This is a genomic window from Sporosarcina sp. FSL K6-6792 (genome assembly GCF_038004885.1).
GTDB lineage: Bacteria > Bacillota > Bacilli > Bacillales_A > Planococcaceae > Sporosarcina > Sporosarcina psychrophila.
The window spans coordinates 2,654,476-2,671,323 of sequence record NZ_JBBOSA010000001.1; the positions used below are offsets into that span (position 1 = coordinate 2,654,476).

General features: G+C 39.4%; 18 protein-coding genes. 1 reads left to right on the plus strand and 17 read right to left on the minus strand.

Going from position 1 to position 16,848, the window contains the following annotated elements; translation table 11 throughout:
* Window positions 1–9: 9 nt before the first annotated feature.
* From MKZ26_RS12960 to MKZ26_RS13005, 10 genes are all read right to left on the minus strand, one after another.
* On the minus strand, window positions 10–630 hold the full coding sequence (locus tag MKZ26_RS12960; RefSeq protein ID WP_067204954.1) for a LysE/ArgO family amino acid transporter: 621 nt from the start codon (window positions 628–630) through the stop codon (window positions 10–12).
* Between the two features lie 119 nt (window positions 631–749).
* The gene (locus MKZ26_RS12965) at window positions 750–1,952 is read right to left on the minus strand and encodes a class I SAM-dependent rRNA methyltransferase (RefSeq protein ID WP_067204951.1); all 1,203 of its coding nucleotides are present in this window, start codon (window positions 1,950–1,952) and stop codon (window positions 750–752) included.
* 74 nt (window positions 1,953–2,026) lie between these two features.
* Window positions 2,027–2,470, minus strand: a complete 444-nt coding sequence (locus MKZ26_RS12970) for a hypothetical protein (protein WP_340766448.1) — start codon at window positions 2,468–2,470, stop codon at window positions 2,027–2,029.
* 3 nt (window positions 2,471–2,473) lie between these two features.
* Window positions 2,474–2,671, minus strand: a complete 198-nt coding sequence (locus MKZ26_RS12975; RefSeq protein WP_067204946.1) for a helix-turn-helix transcriptional regulator — start codon at window positions 2,669–2,671, stop codon at window positions 2,474–2,476.
* 146 nt (window positions 2,672–2,817) lie between these two features.
* Window positions 2,818–4,893 carry a DUF2339 domain-containing protein gene (locus tag MKZ26_RS12980; protein ID WP_340766449.1) on the minus strand — a complete coding sequence of 692 codons (2,076 nt, stop codon included), beginning with the start codon at window positions 4,891–4,893 and terminating at the stop codon, window positions 2,818–2,820.
* 103 nt (window positions 4,894–4,996) lie between these two features.
* Window positions 4,997–5,593 (minus strand): hypothetical protein, encoded by a 597-nt coding sequence (locus MKZ26_RS12985; RefSeq protein ID WP_255428558.1) that lies wholly within the window; start codon window positions 5,591–5,593, stop codon window positions 4,997–4,999.
* 545 nt (window positions 5,594–6,138) lie between these two features.
* The gene (locus tag MKZ26_RS12990; RefSeq protein ID WP_340766450.1) at window positions 6,139–6,867 is read right to left on the minus strand and encodes a MerR family transcriptional regulator; all 729 of its coding nucleotides are present in this window, start codon (window positions 6,865–6,867) and stop codon (window positions 6,139–6,141) included.
* Between the two features lie 75 nt (window positions 6,868–6,942).
* Window positions 6,943–7,749 carry a hypothetical protein gene (locus MKZ26_RS12995; RefSeq protein ID WP_340766451.1) on the minus strand — a complete coding sequence of 269 codons (807 nt, stop codon included), beginning with the start codon at window positions 7,747–7,749 and terminating at the stop codon, window positions 6,943–6,945.
* Between the two features lie 147 nt (window positions 7,750–7,896).
* Window positions 7,897–8,316, minus strand: coding sequence for a GyrI-like domain-containing protein (locus MKZ26_RS13000; protein ID WP_340766452.1), 420 nt, complete (start codon window positions 8,314–8,316; stop codon window positions 7,897–7,899).
* 72 nt (window positions 8,317–8,388) lie between these two features.
* The gene (locus MKZ26_RS13005; RefSeq protein WP_067204934.1) at window positions 8,389–9,819 is read right to left on the minus strand and encodes a carbon starvation CstA family protein; all 1,431 of its coding nucleotides are present in this window, start codon (window positions 9,817–9,819) and stop codon (window positions 8,389–8,391) included.
* A 395-nt stretch (window positions 9,820–10,214) separates the two neighbouring features.
* On the opposite strand from MKZ26_RS13005, the gene MKZ26_RS13010 reads away from it, so the two are divergent.
* Entirely contained in the window at window positions 10,215–10,844 is a 630-nt protein-coding gene (locus tag MKZ26_RS13010; RefSeq protein WP_340766453.1) for a hypothetical protein, read from the plus strand.
* A gap of 337 nt (window positions 10,845–11,181) precedes the next feature.
* On the opposite strand, the gene MKZ26_RS13015 is transcribed toward MKZ26_RS13010, so the two are convergent.
* The 7 genes from MKZ26_RS13015 to MKZ26_RS13045 all read right to left on the minus strand — a co-directional run bounded on the left by MKZ26_RS13015 (window position 11,182) and on the right by MKZ26_RS13045 (window position 16,763).
* Window positions 11,182–11,793, minus strand: coding sequence for a maltose acetyltransferase domain-containing protein (locus MKZ26_RS13015; protein WP_340766454.1), 612 nt, complete (start codon window positions 11,791–11,793; stop codon window positions 11,182–11,184).
* 129 nt (window positions 11,794–11,922) lie between these two features.
* Complete coding sequence (locus tag MKZ26_RS13020; protein WP_340766455.1) at window positions 11,923–12,435, minus strand: YcxB family protein; 513 nt, start codon at window positions 12,433–12,435, stop codon at window positions 11,923–11,925.
* Window positions 12,436–12,833: 398 nt separating this feature from the next.
* Window positions 12,834–13,736 (minus strand): DMT family transporter, encoded by a 903-nt coding sequence (locus MKZ26_RS13025; RefSeq protein ID WP_340766456.1) that lies wholly within the window; start codon window positions 13,734–13,736, stop codon window positions 12,834–12,836.
* A gap of 61 nt (window positions 13,737–13,797) precedes the next feature.
* A complete protein-coding gene (locus tag MKZ26_RS13030; protein ID WP_340766457.1) occupies window positions 13,798–14,814 on the minus strand; it encodes an NAD(P)H-dependent flavin oxidoreductase in 1,017 nt (338 codons plus the stop codon).
* Window positions 14,811–14,972, minus strand: a complete 162-nt coding sequence (locus tag MKZ26_RS13035; RefSeq protein ID WP_340766458.1) for a hypothetical protein — start codon at window positions 14,970–14,972, stop codon at window positions 14,811–14,813. Before MKZ26_RS13035 ends, MKZ26_RS13030 begins: the two co-directional genes overlap by 4 nt.
* Window positions 14,973–15,110: 138 nt before the next feature.
* Window positions 15,111–16,199 (minus strand): copper resistance D family protein, encoded by a 1,089-nt coding sequence (locus tag MKZ26_RS13040; RefSeq protein WP_340766459.1) that lies wholly within the window; start codon window positions 16,197–16,199, stop codon window positions 15,111–15,113.
* A 3-nt stretch (window positions 16,200–16,202) separates the two neighbouring features.
* Window positions 16,203–16,763, minus strand: a complete 561-nt coding sequence (locus MKZ26_RS13045) for a copper resistance CopC family protein (RefSeq protein ID WP_340766460.1) — start codon at window positions 16,761–16,763, stop codon at window positions 16,203–16,205.
* Window positions 16,764–16,848: the final 85 nt, after the last annotated feature.

A 16,848-nucleotide genomic window follows, 5' to 3' on the forward strand; every position in this document is an offset into this window, starting at 1 on the left:
GCACGGCTCTTACATCATATTCTTGATAAGTCTGATTGCCATATACACAGCAACTCCCCAAACGACTAAAGCGGATACTTTATTCAGCAGCGCCATTAGTTTCCCACTCGAATCCAACTTTCCGAAATAGCGTCCGCCCGTTGCAAGCCCGATAAACCAAAGCCATGAAACGATGATTGTCGTCAGCGTAAATGCAATTCTTACGTCCCCCTCGTAATTGAGCGAGCTTGAGCCGATAACTCCAATCGTATCGAGGATTGCATGAGGGTTTAATAAAGAAACCGATGCTGCAAAGATGATTTGCTTTTTTGTAGAAAATCTCTCTCCATCCACCTTCGTCGACATCGCATCACTTTTCCATAAGACAAAACCGATATAGAGTAAAAAGAGAATACCGATACTGAAGATAATATTTTCCAACCAGGCAAACGTTAGGACAAGAAGTGATACGCCCGACACCGCCGCAACAATCAAGATTGTGTCACAAATACCTGCGGTCACGACTACAGGTAGGGCTCTCATGAATGTCGGTTGCAATGCCCCCTGATTAAAAACAAACACATTTTGGACACCTAAAGGCACAATAAGTCCAAATGCAAGGATAATTCCATGTAAAATCGCCTCAGTCATATGCCCACCCCTATTCAATCTCTGTCCTAATCAATTCTCGATTGAAAGGCTTAGTCCTCTTTTATGAATAAAAAAAAGCCGCACCAGAAGAATCCTAGCACGGCTTTTGTATTCCACATTTATTTCGTCTTCTGCACAATAACAACTTTTAAATAGTTGAATTCAGGGTAATCACGGTTTGTCCGGAAGTCTTTCGGCAATGTTGATTCCTCAAGAATTTTATACCTAGATCCTGCTTCTTCGAAGGCCTGCTCGATGAATGTTTTGAATTTCTTCATTCCGAAACTCGCATTATTTGTCGATGCAACAATGATGCCGTTTTTCTCAGTAATCGCAATTGCATCCATAAGAAGTGCCGGATAATCCTGCGCTGTACTGAACGTATACTTTTTAGTACGAGCAAAACTAGGCGGGTCAAGGATGATTAGATCGAATTTCAAATCATTCCGTTTTGCATAGCGGAAGTAGTCGAAGACATCCATCACTTTGATATCCTGCTGTTCATAATCTATAGCATTCACACTGAACTGCTCGATTGTTTTCGCATTGCTACGCTTCGCCAAGTCAACGTTTGTCGTCTTAACTGCGCCGCCGAGTAGTGCCGCAACAGAAAATGCGCCCGTATACGAGAATGTGTTCAACACATTTCTACCCTCAGAATACTTATCGCGAACCGCTTTACGCATATCACGTTGATCAAGGAAAATCCCAGTCATTGCGCCGTCATTCAAATTGACTGCGAAATTCATGCCATTCTCTTTGACGATAATCGGGAAATCACCTTGCTCCCCTTTAACGAAATCATCCTGTTCAATGTATCCGCCTTTTGTGTCAAAGCGTTTCTTCTCATAAATACCTTTGTAATCAATGATTTTATCAAAGACGCTGTAGACATGATGCTTCAGCGAATAAATTCCTTCGCTATACCAACTCACCATAAAATAGCCGTCGAAATAATCAATTGTCAGCCCGCCGATGCCATCGCCTTCACCATTGAACACGCGGAACGCTGTCGTGTATGCATCCGCAAATAAAGCTTCACGTCTCGCAAATGCTGCGGCGATTCTTGATTCGAAGAAGTCAAAGTCGATTACTTCTTCCTCTTTCCTCGTCAGTACCCAGCCAAGACCTTTGTTTTGCAAGCCGTAATAGCCTTTCGCAACAAAGCGACGATCTTTATCCACTAATCGTACAATCGTTCCTTCCGCTTCCGTTGCAAGCACGCCAGAATTAATAATCGCATCTTTTAAAATCAACGGATAGCCTTTTTTGAAATCTTTAATATTTCTTGCATTTACTTGTAAATCGATTGTTTTTGTCATTTCGTCATCCTTACTTGATCGTTTTCTTTATTATCGCACGTTTTATCATTAATTGCGAAACCGGCAAGTTTTATTCATGATTCCGTCCGCATCATCCGAAAATCTATAGCTCTTCGAATAATCATCGTAATTGTGGTCACTGTAAAGAAAGTCGTTGAAAATAATATGCCCGAGCTATTAGACAGTTTGCCGTTTTCTGTAAAGATAAACACATCACTCCAGATCGATTGTCCAATGACAAACCAACCAAATAATACAACAAGCCCAAACATCGGAATATAGACATTTGGATTTTTCTCCTTTTTACTCGTATACGCACCTTTCCAAATTGCCATCACCGTCAAGTACATCATCGGAATATAAATGAGTACCAATACTTCCATCAGAGGATCCGCCCAACTATAATTCATTTTTATAATGCCATTCACAACAATGAGCGCTATTGTCAAAATGAATGCTTGATAACCAATACGATGTCTCTTCGCAATTTGAAATTCATCAAAGCGATCATTTTGCATCTTTCATCCCTCCCAAAATAATTCATCTAATGATTTATCCAACACTTTACATACGGCAATGCATAATTTCAGGGAAGGATTGTATTCACCATTTTCAATGGCATTCATCGTCTGCCTTGTAATCCCGATTGCCTCTGCAACATCCTTTTGTGACATATCCTTAGCTGCCCGTGCAGCCTTGACTCGCAAATTCTTCGTCATGGTAAACCTCCCGTTAACAGAATTATACTGAAAATTGAACCCTGGAGTCAAATATACCCGACATAAGGTAACTTATATCTTCCCCCATTTACATGAAAAAGCAGCGGAATTGATCATTCCGCTGCTTTTTCATATTGCTTCTTTTCTCAGTCTTCCTTCAATAATGTCCGTGAATATACCAGGCCGACAACACCAACGATGGTGAACAATATTGCCCTAACAAGAATAGAAATGCTTGATAAGTCGACGAGGAAGAGCTTCAGCACACAAATGATAATGAGCACCGCTCCGATAATTTTGACATACTTCCAATTCATTTTCCCACCGATACTGATTGACACAAACGCAAAAGCAAACAGTAAGAACGTATGTGCAAACAACACATATTCCAAATCCCATTCATAAGCTGTCGTGAAGGCTAAGTACCATTTATTTAGGACGATGAAATAGATAATTTGCAGTACAATCGCCAGTTGCGGTGTCTCCCACTTCAGCTCTTTGCTCGAAAGATAGAAACGGTCTTTTACAATCGCCCACACTACAGCCGTAAAAGCGGCCACAAAAGCAAATTGCACAAAGAAATTAAATAAAAACTCGCCGTGTTTATAATATGAACCCAAGCCCGTCAGCAGCACTATCATACCTGCTATCAGAAACAGAATAACTGCCCCATGCGTCAAGTACAGTCCTTTACTCCATTTGTGGAAGAAATACATAGCACTAAGTACCACCAATAATACAAACGCCTGAACATGATTAGCTGTGTCAAACGATACATAAGTATTCGCAAGCCCTAGCTTTGTTAATTTAAAAATATAGACAAGAACAAGTAGTTGACCAACGATCAAACTTTTGTCAATTGACTTCGCTTTCCCCAATAAACGAGAAGGCGTAAATCGGTAAAGCGTGTAAAATATCCAACTGAATGAACCAATAAAGACAAGCCACACCGCATTCTCCATGGACCAAAATGCATTTATTTGCATTGTAGTTAGGACTGCTGGAACCGTAAATAAGTAAATTACTGAACCGGTCACAATCGTCCTAAGTGTGTTGAAGCGCAAACCTACCCAAATTCCAATTGCCCCATTCACTAGAAGCAATATTAGAATAACCCGAGTATCATCCATGTCAAAGGCCAGGATGAATACAGTGACTGCAAATACGGCTACAGCAGACAAAATACCTCGTAGCGCGCTTTCTTTCTTCCAAAATGAATATACCGCAAGCACACTATACAACAGCGCCAACAAGCCGTAAACAGTCACTTCCTGCATATGGTCAAGTAGTTTTATCCAGCCGATTGTTAAGACAAAATTCGAGTAGAGAAGTGCTTCTGAAAATACATCCCTTGAAATTCGACCTTTTAAGTAAAACAATAAAATCATACTATGCTGAATTAACACCGTCGCAACAAGTATCGATTCTTCCGCAAACGCACTCTCGAGAAGTGCATAAACGAACAACGTTAAATGGAATAGTGAAAACATGACGTAGAACGTATACTTATACTTTTGACTGAGTGACACATAAAACAGTGATAAAAATAACAACAGGATGTACGCACAGAATTGAATGGAAGTTGCTCCTTCTCCTTCTAATAAAAAAGGAAGTAAAAATCCTGCAATCCCAGAAAATATCGTCAACGTTTCCGATTTTGTTTTTCTCGATAACAACAACCCGGCGATAATATAAGCCACGCCTATCACAAATGCAATCGTGAAATTCAGATAGCCATATAAAAGATGTGCCGCGAATGTCGTCAAAATTCCGAGTCCGATAAAACCGCCAAGTAATGTTAGACCAAACCCTTTTTTTCCACCATTGTAGTAATGCGTCCCAAGAAAATAGAGCAAAATTGTTCCTGTGTAGCCCATTCCAACTCGTACTGGATTGGTGATAAATCCATTATCCATTCCAACTTTCAATCCCCATAAAACTCCAAGTAGTAGAATAAACATAAATATTCGCGGAAGCCAGTTGCTTAACGCTTTCTCAAGATCGAATTCTTTCCTTATTTTCTGCTGAATCGGAACTTCTTCCCGAACTGGTTGCTCAGGCAAACGTGCCATTATCGAGGCTAAATGAACTTTTTCCACTTTCTCCGTAACAGGGCTTGGAGGGGTTTTCATTTCAGCCAATTGCCGCTTCAACGTGCTTACTTCCCCTTCTAGATCAGACACCCGTTGCAAAATAACCTTCAGTTCTTCATCCAACTTCATCCCTCATTTCCTACTTACTAGTTTCAAAGAACTTAAACCGGGTATAAAAAAGAGAGTCCCCTCGATAAACCGAAGTACTCTCACGATAAATTAGGTTACTTATTTAGGCCAGTAATCGAAATGCTAAACTCTTCCACACACTCATACGGATAGGCTGTCGTTCTTGTTGGCCCCTCGTCTGATCCAAATACGTCTGTAAATCACCTTCAAAAACAGGCTCCAAACAGGGCAATTGTGAAAAATGATGTGGTTGCACTAAACTTGGTGAAATATTAAACATTTGTAAGCCGCCTTCATTTACGACCATCGCCACAAATTGTGAACAGAAAAATGCATGCTTGCGTTGAATTCCCTTATTCAGAGCCACGCCAAATAAACCAATGAAATTATATTTATAAAGTTCTTTATTCTGTTCAATTAAGCGGATTTTATCAAGCATGCGTGTGTATTCTTCAATTGTCACTTCACAACTATAAACCTCACATGTTGCTTGCCGGAATATGCCCTCTGTAGCACTTTCTTTCACAAACCCACCTACGAAAGGATTATGCCGCTGCTTTCGACCGAAACTGTACATCTCGTTCAGCTGTTCATCAAACGCGATTGACGTATGATTTAAATCCTTCCGCGTATACATCCCAATCGCTTTTGACAGCAACGTCCCCGTATCCGTAAGCACGATATATATTGTTTTTTTCATGACTATCAACCCCTTGCGATCTCTTACTGTTACATCCATTATGTACGTTCCGATAGGTTAACTAAACCGGCTGTGGATGGAAACTGTCTAAGACCCGGGACCTAGATAGTAACGGGTATTTAAGACAGTTGATAAAGTTAATCTTCAATCAGAGGGGGGTTATCATCCCCCTCTGATTGTTAGTTTAACCATTCGGGCTTTTACGAGGAGTTGATCCCCCACTTATTCTTCTCGTGTCCTTGATGACTTGAAGTGGGGATCTTACTGCCCGTTAATGCGGGATAAACTAAATTTCTTTATACTTACTATACGTTTCATAAGGGGCTGGGGTTTCATTTCCCCGAGATGGTTCGGATACCGAATCAAAAAAAACAGAGCGAACGAATTTGTTCGCTCTGCGAATTAGTACAGCCATAATAGACACCCATTTGTTCGGGTGCTCCCATTTTAAAGTCCTTGTTCTACTATACGTCTCTCGTGAGCCATTATACATGACTTTAACACAGACCTACAGAGATGCAAAGTTATATCCTAGACTCTCTGTCTTAGTTTCCCTTTTCGACATAAACCGCCATCGCATCCCTCATAAACAGTGCAAGGCCATCTCCAAACTGGTCGATATTCTTCGTAAATCTTTCATCCGCAACATACATTTCACCAAGTCCTTTAAAGGCCTCAAGCGAGTACGTTCCAAAATTAGTATTCAGCATATTGAACCAATCGCCGATTGCTTCTTGCGCTTCGTCCGAAGACGGTGAAGTATTACGGAGCTCCGCAAGATTAAAGTATATGCGATTCATTTCCTCTTGAATTTCCGGTCCGAACTGTGCAACCTTCTTTTTAGATGCATCTACCGCTTTATCGCCCCAACGCGCTTTCGCCTCTTGTTCATATGGGTTCTTGCTGAAATCGAACCCTTTAAATTTCTCTTCGTTTGTCATTACTAATTCCCCTTTTCCATGTTGAATTGTCTTCTCAATCGTTTTGATCATACTATCAAGCTGCTTGCGCTTTTCATGGAGCATTTTACGCTGCATTTCAAAAGCTTCCTGCCGACTAAATGCAGGACTCGTAAGCAGTTCTTTGATTTTTTTCAAAGAGAAGCCAAGTTCACGAAAGAACAGAATTTGCTGCAACGTTGCCAAATTATCGTCCGAATAAAGCCGGTACCCTGCTTCTGTTGTACAATTCGGCGTTAACAAACCGATGTCATCATAATGATGGAGTGTGCGCACACTAACACCGGTCAACTGCGATACTTCTTTCACTTTCATCGCTACCCGCCTCCCTTCAAAACTAACTATAAAGTATGACGTAACGTGAGAGTCAACACCTAAAAGAGATTTAATTCATCCTTTGAGCCATAGGAAAAACACCATTGTATACGCCAGCTTTTCATCAGAAGAAATATGTGCCCCGAACTGGATATGCTCATGATGGGCAGTGCTTTGAAAGACCGGTCTCATTGCATATGGAAAAATACCAAAACGGTATCTGGCCGTCATACGTCCCTCATCATCTTTCACGTCGATATCGCCCGCTATTGACTTCGCTTCAAGTTCTCGCCAAACCGAACCATCTGCATGATACAAAACGCCTCGGTTTTTGACTTTTGCTTTCCAATGTTGCTGCATATAAGCGGCCATTACTGTACCATCCGGTTTCTTTAATGTAAGTTCGTCATGCTTTATATTACTTCGGGTTGTGAGTGTCGCTAGCAGTTGTCCGTTTGTATCTAAGACGTCGTAGTGCACCGGAACGATAAACCCCTTCTCAAATAGTTCGAAAAATGTTAGCCATCTCGACAACCGCCCTTTGGATGGTTCAATGACAAACAGTGGATTGCCATCTGAATCGACGTTATACATTTTGAACAATAAAGAAGGGATTCGTTTTAGTATCAATTCGTCTAAATTCTCCAAGTTCAACGTGCTTACTGGTATGTCGATAGTTTCATTGACTAATTTCTCATGTACGCTTTTGAATCGAAATCCCGTCCCAATCGAACATAACGCAAATATGCCATTTATAACTAGCACATCTCCATTTTCCATGAAACTTGTATAACCAATGAAATAAAATAAAATACAAAAAATCGACAGTCCTATCCCGATAACAAAACTGGAAATCCATGTCTTTCTATAGATTTCTATCAATTTCCCCCCCCACCTTCCCCTCCCGTCATGTTGATGGATTAGACTACCAATTGTCAACTACTATCCAAATGTTCTAATAATAAAAAAGAGATCCACGGACTGAACCGTAATCTCTTCATTACACACAATTCGTTACCTTTTTTTCTATCACTCAATCGGTAGCCAAACCTCAATGTCATACCCTTTCGAACCTTCAGGATGAACATATCGTTCAAAACTAAAACAATTTCGCAGTTGAATACCATCCGTTTTCATAAGTGCATTAAACGCGGTTGGTATCGCGTGAATTCCACCTTCTACCTTTGCTACGATGAACTTGCCAGCCGGGACCACAGCTTCTTCTGTATTCTGCAATCCTTTGGCAAGATTCGATTTGACGCCGGCGATGTAGTGAATTTCCCCATCTTTCATCGCTAAGCAAAGCCCAAATGATTCTTCCGCAACGATGCCTTCCTCGGCAATTTCCGTATTCAGTACATCCCATTTACTCGGAATTTCTGACAGCGGTCCTTTCAATCCATACCCTTTCACTGTGAACTCCTCAACTTCAACGATACATGTTTCCATGTGAATCTCCTCCTTCATTCCACTATACAATGAAATTTCAGTCAGAGGGACTCTTACCGTCCATTTTTATCCTTATTCAATAATTACATCTGTCTCTATCTTATTTGCTTTATTTTTCTTAGCTTTCACAAAGAACATCACCGCCAAAATAGCAGTTAACACAATCCCAACTATAAACGATAATTTTAAATCTAAATTAAATCCGATCTTTTGATTTAAGATATAAACGAATACCATATAGGTGATAAATAACGCGGGTACTAACGACACAAAGTAGTTCTTCCCTTTAATAAATAGATACATGGTCGCTATCCATAATGCGATAGCAGCAGTCGCTTGGTTCGCCCAAGAGAAGTATCTCCACAAGATGTTGAAGTCAATCTGTGTAAGCAAAACCGAGAGAGCGAACAGAGGAACAGCGATCATTAAACGTTTCGCTATTTTCTTCTGATCAATCTTCAAGTAATCAGCAATAATAGATCGTGCGGCACGGAACGCTGTATCCCCTGACGTAATGGGTAGTACAACAGCACCTAATACAGCAATCGTTCCACCAACAGCACCTAACAATGTCATGGATACTTCATTCACAACAGAGGAAGGAGTACCTGTTGAGATGAATTCACTTAATGTCTGCCCATCCAACATACTCATTGCTGCTGCAGCCCAGATCATTGCTATAACCGCTTCAGTAATCATCATGCCATAAAAGACATAGCGACCTTGTGATTCTTTTTCTACTGTTCGAGAAATAATCGGTGATTGTGTCGCATGAAAACCAGATAGTGCACCACAAGTAATTGTAAAGAATAGGATTGGGAATATAGGTAAATTATCCGGATGTAAGTTAGTTAACGTCAATTCTGGAATTGAATAATCCGAGAGTAGTAAAGCTCCCCCAACTCCTACTGTTCCAACTAATAGAACAGCTCCAAAATACGGATAGAGTCTACCAATAATTTTATCGATTGGAAGAATTGTAGATAGGAAATAATAAATAAAAATAACAGTAATTATAATCCACAAAGCAACTTTACCATTAAATAACAGACTTAATAGTGATGCTGGTGTCGTAACAAATACAGTTCCAACCAACAGAAGGAGTAACAAAGCGAAAATGTTTACAATATGTTTAGAAACGTTACCCAAGAATTTCCCTGCTAATTCCGGGATATGTGCCCCTTTATTCCGAATAGAGATCATACCCGTTAAATAATCATGCACAGCTCCGGCAAAAATCGCTCCGAAAACAATCCATAAAAATGCGACCGGGCCAAAGAGGGCACCCATAATAGGACCAAAAATAGGGCCTGTTCCCGCTATATTTAATAGCTGGATTAACGCATTTTTTTGTTTATTCATTGGTACGTAATCGATTCCATCAGCATTTGCATAAGCAGGTGTTTTCCTAGCATCGGTAGGGCCAAAAATCTTTTCAATAAACTTTCCGTACGTAAAATATGCAACAACTAACAGTAAAATTGAACCGAAAAATGTAATCATGTATACACCCCCATTTACTATTTTTGAATCTACCTCGCCGCGCTACATACTTCTCATTCCCCTTTTCGGAATGTAACCCCACATATTCAGTCTATGGCAGGTTTTCTAAAATAGAAGCGTTTGGCGTAACATGCTAGTTTGGAAGAATTACAGGAAAACAAGGAGGCTCAACAAGTACATCTACTCGGCTTTTTACATGGTGATCTTAGTTAGCAGGAGTTTGAATAATAATTTTGTCACTTTTTCGTCTCGATACATATACAAAATATCTTGTGGAAGAATATAATCAATCTCGCCAATGGCTTCTAACATTTGTATATATCTGCTTCCTCGCTACTTCTTTTGGATATTTATGGTATACTTTCATAAACAAAGCCATTATGGAGGATGATTAAATGACGACTATGCAAACAATGTCGATCCATCGCGCTTTATCAGAATTAAAAACCTTAAACGAGCGCATTGCGAAAGCTATTAACGACGCAGATCATGTGGCGACAGACCGCAAATCTGCTCAAAAGATTAAAGGCATTTCCATCGAAGACTACGAAAAAACAATCCAATCAGGTTTTGATAAAGTCGTTTCATTAATCGAACGGCGCATCCACATTAAAGATGCAATTGTGCAATCGAACGCAATGACAGAAGTAATCGTCGCTGGTGAAACTATGACTGTTGCTAAAGCAATCGAGCGTAAAACCTCTATTGAAAATGAAGAAAAGTTACTGACCTCCATGATTGAAGCCCGGAGAATAGCCATCAACAAGCTCACAAAAGAAAATGAGTCCCTTCCAAAACGCTTAGAAGAGTACTTAACGGCTATTTTAGGTAGCAAAGAAAACGCAAAAAAAGAAGAAGTTGAGCTACATACAAAGGCATTCATGGAACGAAATGAATACATTTTAATCGATCCACTCAAAATCAGTACACGAATCGAAGCATTGGATGAAAAAATTACAAACTTCAAAGCAGAAGTAGACGCAGTGCTTTCTGAATCCAATGCACTTACAACAGTTACCGTATAACTAGCCTTGCATGAGTATTCGAAAACGATATCCACAAGACCCTTCTTTTGTTGGTATTTCTTTGGGGAACAAGTAAAACCAACACCCAACTTACAACTTAATCTACAAGTAATGATGATAAAAGCTCAAGGCTTAAATCTCAAAGCTGTAAAACTTACGCATTAAAGTTCTTTACTGTTTAAAGGTTAACGTTCAGCACTTAAACCTCTTTTAAATCTTGGACAAACAGTTTCGGGATTCTTGTGTTCGCCCATCGTTATCTGCCAAGCTGAATATATTGTGCAAATTAAAATCGGTTAGAGAAATGATTATTTCTCTAACCGATTTTTTCTTCGTATTATGAATTTACGCGCGTTCCCTCAAAATCCGCTGCATTAAGTAGGTGTCCCTCTACATCAATCTCTTTAATAATTTTTGCCGGGTTTCCACCTACAACCACATTATCCGGTACATCTTTTGTCACAATCGCTCCTGATGCAATCACTACATTATTTCCGATGGTTATTCCAGGGTTAATAACAGCTCTCCCACCAATCCACACATTATCACCAATTGCGACTGGCTTGCCATATTCTAAACCCGAAATTCGTTTCAATGGATCTAATGGATGTGTAGCCGTGTAAATATGTACACCGGGAGCAATCATACAATTATCACCAATCCTAATTTCACATACATCCAAAAACACGCTATCAAAATTAGCGAAAAAATTTTCACCGACATGAATATTAGATCCATAATCACAACGCAAGCTAGGCTCAATATTAAGTTCCTTACCAGTTGAACCAAATAGCTCTTTTAATAATCTAGTCCGTTCACTATGTTCATTTTCCAATGTCCCATTAAATAATCTCGTTAAATGACGAGCGTTTTCTCGTTCTTTTGTTAATTCAAAATCCGAGGGACAATACAATTCGCCAGCTAGCATTTTTTCTTTCTCTGTTTTCATTGTGATTCTCCTCGTACTTTGATATTTGAGTGCAAGTAATAGCTCCAAAGCCTTCAATGAATTCGTTGAATCGTCCTGCTCTGTGATCCCCACTAGATTCGGCAACTTAGTATAGATCAATTTACTTTTTTACTGCATTAAATTCGATTGGATATATTGTCTCATTTCGTCTACATCATCTATCTCTCTTTTGGGCAGGATATAGGAACTCACTGAACTATTGTAAAGAAAGAAATATCCATCGTCTTCTTGAAAACTTGTAATGCCTAACCAAGTTACTTTTGTTTCTTTATTTGAAGACGTATCCATTAATCCTTCTTCCGTCAATTTCAGTTGATGATTCCCTATTAGGCCATCATTGTTACCTTCTTTAATCATTTTCTTAGTATTACGAGCAATGAGGCCATAAAAATACTTCGGATAAAAAATAACCCATAGAATACTCGTTACTAAAAAAATGATAAACAGCGGTAGAAACGGCATGTCACTTATCAAGGAGTAAATATAGGAAATAATGATAAAGAATAATGGCGTTATAAACCTTTGTAACGCCAACGCCCGCTTACCAGTTTTAGAATTTTTGATGTGATACAAATTGAAGTGTATGTAATCTTCCTCAGTTAACTTGTAGTGTATTTCCATTGTAATCTCCTTTTTCTTTAAATCATCTTTTCCGTGACTGTCACCGAAAATTTACTGTCTAGGATTGAGAGGAATGGACACTACCTATCTACTTTTCCAATTTTCTTTCAAACCTAAAGTAAGAGTATATTCTATATAACACTGGAAGTAAGGCTATAATTGAGACCCACTTCATCGAACCAAAAGCAAATCCGATACTCACTAAGACTGCGGTGACAAACAAAAAGTTACCCGGAAAACCGTTAAGCGGTTGATTATCTAGAAAAAGTCCCCTGAACCCTTTCAAGTCTTTTACATAACAATCTTCATGATAAGCGACTATAACAAAAAATAAAGTTGCGGTTACTAAATCTCCCCTAAACTTAATTTTTTTAGAACACTTTTCACAATAAACAGCCTTAAACACCGTCATCCCGCCTTTCAAGCATTCCGTTCAGCTGTTTCTTTTTCAAAAAACTAAGCTTCGTCTCGGATAATACAATCGCTCCAAGAATAAGGATGGCACCAATCCCCATTTTCACCGTCATCACTTCACTTAAAATCGCAACGGAAAATGCCATGCCCCAAAATGATTCGGTGGATAGAATGATTGCCGCTTTTGTTTCCGTTATGTACTTTTGGGCAACTGTTTGTAATAGAAATGCGATTGTTGTCGAAAAAACTGCCAGATAGAGGAGTGGTATCAAACCTTCCGTTTGCGTAGAAAAAGTTGTTTCACCTTTAAATACTACAAACAGACACCCGATGACTGCTGCTGCCATCATTTGAATAATCGTTAGCTGAATAGGGTCCTCGTCTTTTACAAATTTAGAGGTGTAGAAAATATGGAAAGCAAATCCAACTGCACAGCATAATGTTAGTAGATCCCCTACGTTGACTTCAGAAGAGAATTTAAGTGATAGTACCGCTACTCCGATTATCGCCATAAATGCCCCACCGAGTTCAAAAATATCGATTTTCTTTTTATAAATGACGAGCCCTATAAAAGGAACAATAACTACATTGATAGCAGTTAAAAATGCATTCTTTGAAGGTGTCGTATATTGTAAACCTACCGTTTGAAGCGCAAAGGCGATATAGAGGAAAATCCCCAATATCGACCCTTTTATAAATGTGCTTTTCTTTATCGTTTTTAGCCGTTTATTAAATACGATTCCTAGAATGAGTACGCCGATTAAAAAGCGCCCTGCCAGAATTTGATACGGCGTGTAGTATTCCAAGGCTACGGCACTGCCCACAAACCCGCTGCCCCAAATAATTGCTGTAATGATAAGTCCAATTTCCCCAATATATTTCCGCATATGATCCACCGCCGTTTTTATATCTAGTGTACCAAACCGGATTAGCTAATGGACTATGTTGTTAGACAAATCTCTCAATAATGTTCTTGAGTTTTCCACTGGTGCTTAAATGCACACTTTCACCCGCCCATAATGACATGAATTCAGTCTCCCCTTGCTTTGCCGCCTCTTTACGAATCTCTTTTGTTAAATCATTCTGAAATGGGTACGGAGCAATGATGGCTTCATTCATTTCACTGATGAAACGGTTGCTAATACCGCGCGCCATTTTACCTGAGAACGCTTTTGTTAACACCGTACATCTTTCATCCGCGTCCAAAACTGCCTGCTTATAAAGCGAATGTGCACCACTTTCGTCAGCAGCCAGAAGTACAGTTCCGATTTGGACAGCTTGTGCCCCGCTAGCTAACACATCAACCATCGTTTCTTTACTTGCAATGCCCCCCGCTGCAATAACTGGAAGTCGAACGGATGCGACTACTTTCAGCAGTAGTTCATTCAAGGGAATCAATGTTAATTCGCCCAAAAAGGAACCACGATGACCACCCGCTTCACTACCTTGTACTACAATTGCATCCATTCCCACCTGCTCCGCCAGTTCTGCCTCTTCTATTGAAGTCGCTGTCCCTATTAGAAATACATCATTTCCCTTCAATAATTGCACAGTTTTTTCGTCCGGCAGTCCGAAAGTAAATGAACAGACTTTCACACCTTCTTCTATTAGTACCTGAACTTGCCCTTCAAATTCCGTTTTTGAAAATGGCGTATTCCACTGAGGAATCCCGAGTTCCTTACCTATCGGTTGGAGTGCTTCATATGCCCCCCGTAATTGCTCCTGACTCGGATTCACCGTTTCTGGAACAAACAAATTCACCGCAAATGGCTTCATCGTAAGACTTTTCACTTCACGAATGAAATTCCGCGTCTCTTCGGCCGAAAGATACCCAGCCCCAATTGAACCGAGAATCCCCGCTTCTGCAGATGTTGCTACAAACTCTGGCGTCGTCACACCCGCCATTGGTGCTTGGATAATTGGATGTTCGATTCCTAACATTGCCATCAAATTCAGCTTATTCATTCGACTCTCCTCCAATTCATTGCGTTCATTAAAAATACTGCTATATAGTCGGTACTTAACAAATAGAATGTACTTCCAATACCGCTTTGTCGCTTTGTGATGGCCTCACGCAATAAGCCCGTCAGAAGATCACTGTCGGTCTTATTGCTCCGGCTCACACTTGTCGCTCCTTCGCTAGATTTGTTCGTTATACTGGTGAGGTATACCACCTAGTTAATTCTAAATAAGTAGTGCCGAATATATAGTACCCATTATATAGAAAAAAAGGTAGCTAAGTCAGCTACCTTTCACTTTTTCTATTGGATACTAAGTAGTAAAGCTAAATAACTTGTAAAGATGAAAAGAATACTCAAAATGAAAGTAACGATTACCGGTGCTTTCTTAATAAATGAGTACACAGTTAAAACGACGAAAAGAATCGCTAACAGTAGAAGAGAGAGACCTGTGGCATTTGCTACAAGTTCGACATTCATTCCTTGCTGAAACTGACCTTGATAAAAGAAACTGAACAGCTTGGAAAGTCCTTCATTTTTCAATATGTTTTCGCTAGGCGGCGATTGTTGACCTAATGCAGCCGTTATCGAAAAAACAACCAAAATAAGTATGCTTTCCACTCTTGTCCAAGGTATTGGATTAAAGTCATTATCCTTAAGTAACTTCTTTCTAATAAGTATGCTGTTGATCCCTGCATATACCAGTAATGGAATGATCGTTAAATGTTTTAATAACAATAATTGACCATACGGAAGCATCCACGCATTGGCATATTCATTAAACTCCACTACAAATGTCATTAAAATAAGTCCTGACACAATGGTGATGCTAAAACAAATAATGGCAACAGGCGAGAACCATTTCAAGAAATTCAACCAGTTTGAATGATCTTTTGAAAACCAGCTAACTACAAGCAAGATTCCTACCCAAATACTCACCGCCGTAAAATGGCTTGTATGCGTTAAAAATCCTTTGACATGATCAAGGGAACTAGCGTGACTAGCCCAACCAATTCCCATGATTAAAATGACAACAAAAATGATTCCTATATAAGAGTAGATTGGTTTCTCACGATCATCAAACCAAACGATAAAAATGAACAAGACATTGACAACTAGAAAAGTGAAAATCCATGCTTTGCCGACTTCAAAAGTAAGTAGAACTGTCTGTAGTGTTTCAGAAAGTCCCATATTCTCGTACAAATATATGATTAGCACTAAAACAGGCGCAAATGAGAACACTGCGATACCGATTGTAGCTATAATTTGTACACTTCTTGGTATGTTTACTTCCGGTCGAAAAGAACTCGGTACTAGAGCGATAAGAAAACTTCCTATAAGAAGCGATACGCAAAGATATAAAAGTATTTCACTAACAATTACCATAAACATTTATTATTTTTTTCTCCTTAACCCGACGAATATCCCCACAATAATTGCAATTAAGACAATAACGATTACAGGAATGAGATAAGAAGGTAATTGACTTTGTTCATTTTTTTTAGTATCTTCAACATTTTCTAATGGCGTTTCATCTTGATTTACATCCTGCGAATTGGCTTCGGCCTCGGCTTCATTTTCAACTGCAGTTTCAGTTTCAGATACAGGAACATCTACAGTGAAAGAAAATTCTCCTGCAATCGGATGACCATCTGCTCCAATAATATTCCAAACAACAGTATAGTCACCATTTTCCAAGGCATTTGTAAACGTCCCTGTCATTTGCGTATCTGCTATGGAAATATCTTCAACTGGAATAGATTGGCCATTTGAATTGCTGACCTCTAACGTTCCGCCTTGTTCGATTTTCCCTTCGTAGGTTAAGGCTATCTCGCGCATTTCTTCTGTAACAACTTCTCCATCTTCTGGGGAAGACGTTTCTAACCCTGTATGTGCCAGAGCACTGGTAGTAAAAATAAACATGAAGACAAATGTAATTAATAATAACTTTTTCACTGTAATACCTCCTAATTTAATTGCTGATTAAAACTATGGACTTAAAAACTTGAACATAATCAAATCAATTTCAGTGTAGCTTTTC

Bases quoted from the DNA above. Each gene is read 5' to 3' on its own strand.
- MKZ26_RS12960 (WP_067204954.1), bottom strand. From the start codon at position 630: ATGACTGAGGCGATTTTACATGGAATTATCCTTGCATTTGGACTTATT.
- MKZ26_RS13015 (WP_340766454.1), bottom strand. From the start codon at position 11,793: ATGAAAACAGAGAAAGAAAAAATGCTAGCTGGCGAATTGTATTGTCCC.
- MKZ26_RS13000 (WP_340766452.1), bottom strand. From the start codon at position 8,316: ATGGAAACATGTATCGTTGAAGTTGAGGAGTTCACAGTGAAAGGGTAT.
- MKZ26_RS12975 (WP_067204946.1), bottom strand. From the start codon at position 2,671: ATGACGAAGAATTTGCGAGTCAAGGCTGCACGGGCAGCTAAGGATATG.
- MKZ26_RS13040 (WP_340766459.1), bottom strand. From the start codon at position 16,199: ATGTTTATGGTAATTGTTAGTGAAATACTTTTATATCTTTGCGTATCG.
- MKZ26_RS13010 (WP_340766453.1), top strand. From the start codon at position 10,215: ATGACGACTATGCAAACAATGTCGATCCATCGCGCTTTATCAGAATTA.
- MKZ26_RS12970 (WP_340766448.1), bottom strand. From the start codon at position 2,470: ATGCAAAATGATCGCTTTGATGAATTTCAAATTGCGAAGAGACATCGT.
- MKZ26_RS12965 (WP_067204951.1), bottom strand. From the start codon at position 1,952: ATGACAAAAACAATCGATTTACAAGTAAATGCAAGAAATATTAAAGAT.
- MKZ26_RS12985 (WP_255428558.1), bottom strand. From the start codon at position 5,593: ATGAAAAAAACAATATATATCGTGCTTACGGATACGGGGACGTTGCTG.
- MKZ26_RS12990 (WP_340766450.1), bottom strand. From the start codon at position 6,867: ATGAAAGTGAAAGAAGTATCGCAGTTGACCGGTGTTAGTGTGCGCACA.
- MKZ26_RS13005 (WP_067204934.1), bottom strand. From the start codon at position 9,819: ATGATTACATTTTTCGGTTCAATTTTACTGTTAGTTGTTGCATATTTT.
- MKZ26_RS13030 (WP_340766457.1), bottom strand. From the start codon at position 14,814: ATGAATAAGCTGAATTTGATGGCAATGTTAGGAATCGAACATCCAATT.
- MKZ26_RS12980 (WP_340766449.1), bottom strand. From the start codon at position 4,893: ATGAAGTTGGATGAAGAACTGAAGGTTATTTTGCAACGGGTGTCTGAT.
- MKZ26_RS13025 (WP_340766456.1), bottom strand. From the start codon at position 13,736: ATGCGGAAATATATTGGGGAAATTGGACTTATCATTACAGCAATTATT.
- MKZ26_RS13020 (WP_340766455.1), bottom strand. From the start codon at position 12,435: ATGGAAATACACTACAAGTTAACTGAGGAAGATTACATACACTTCAAT.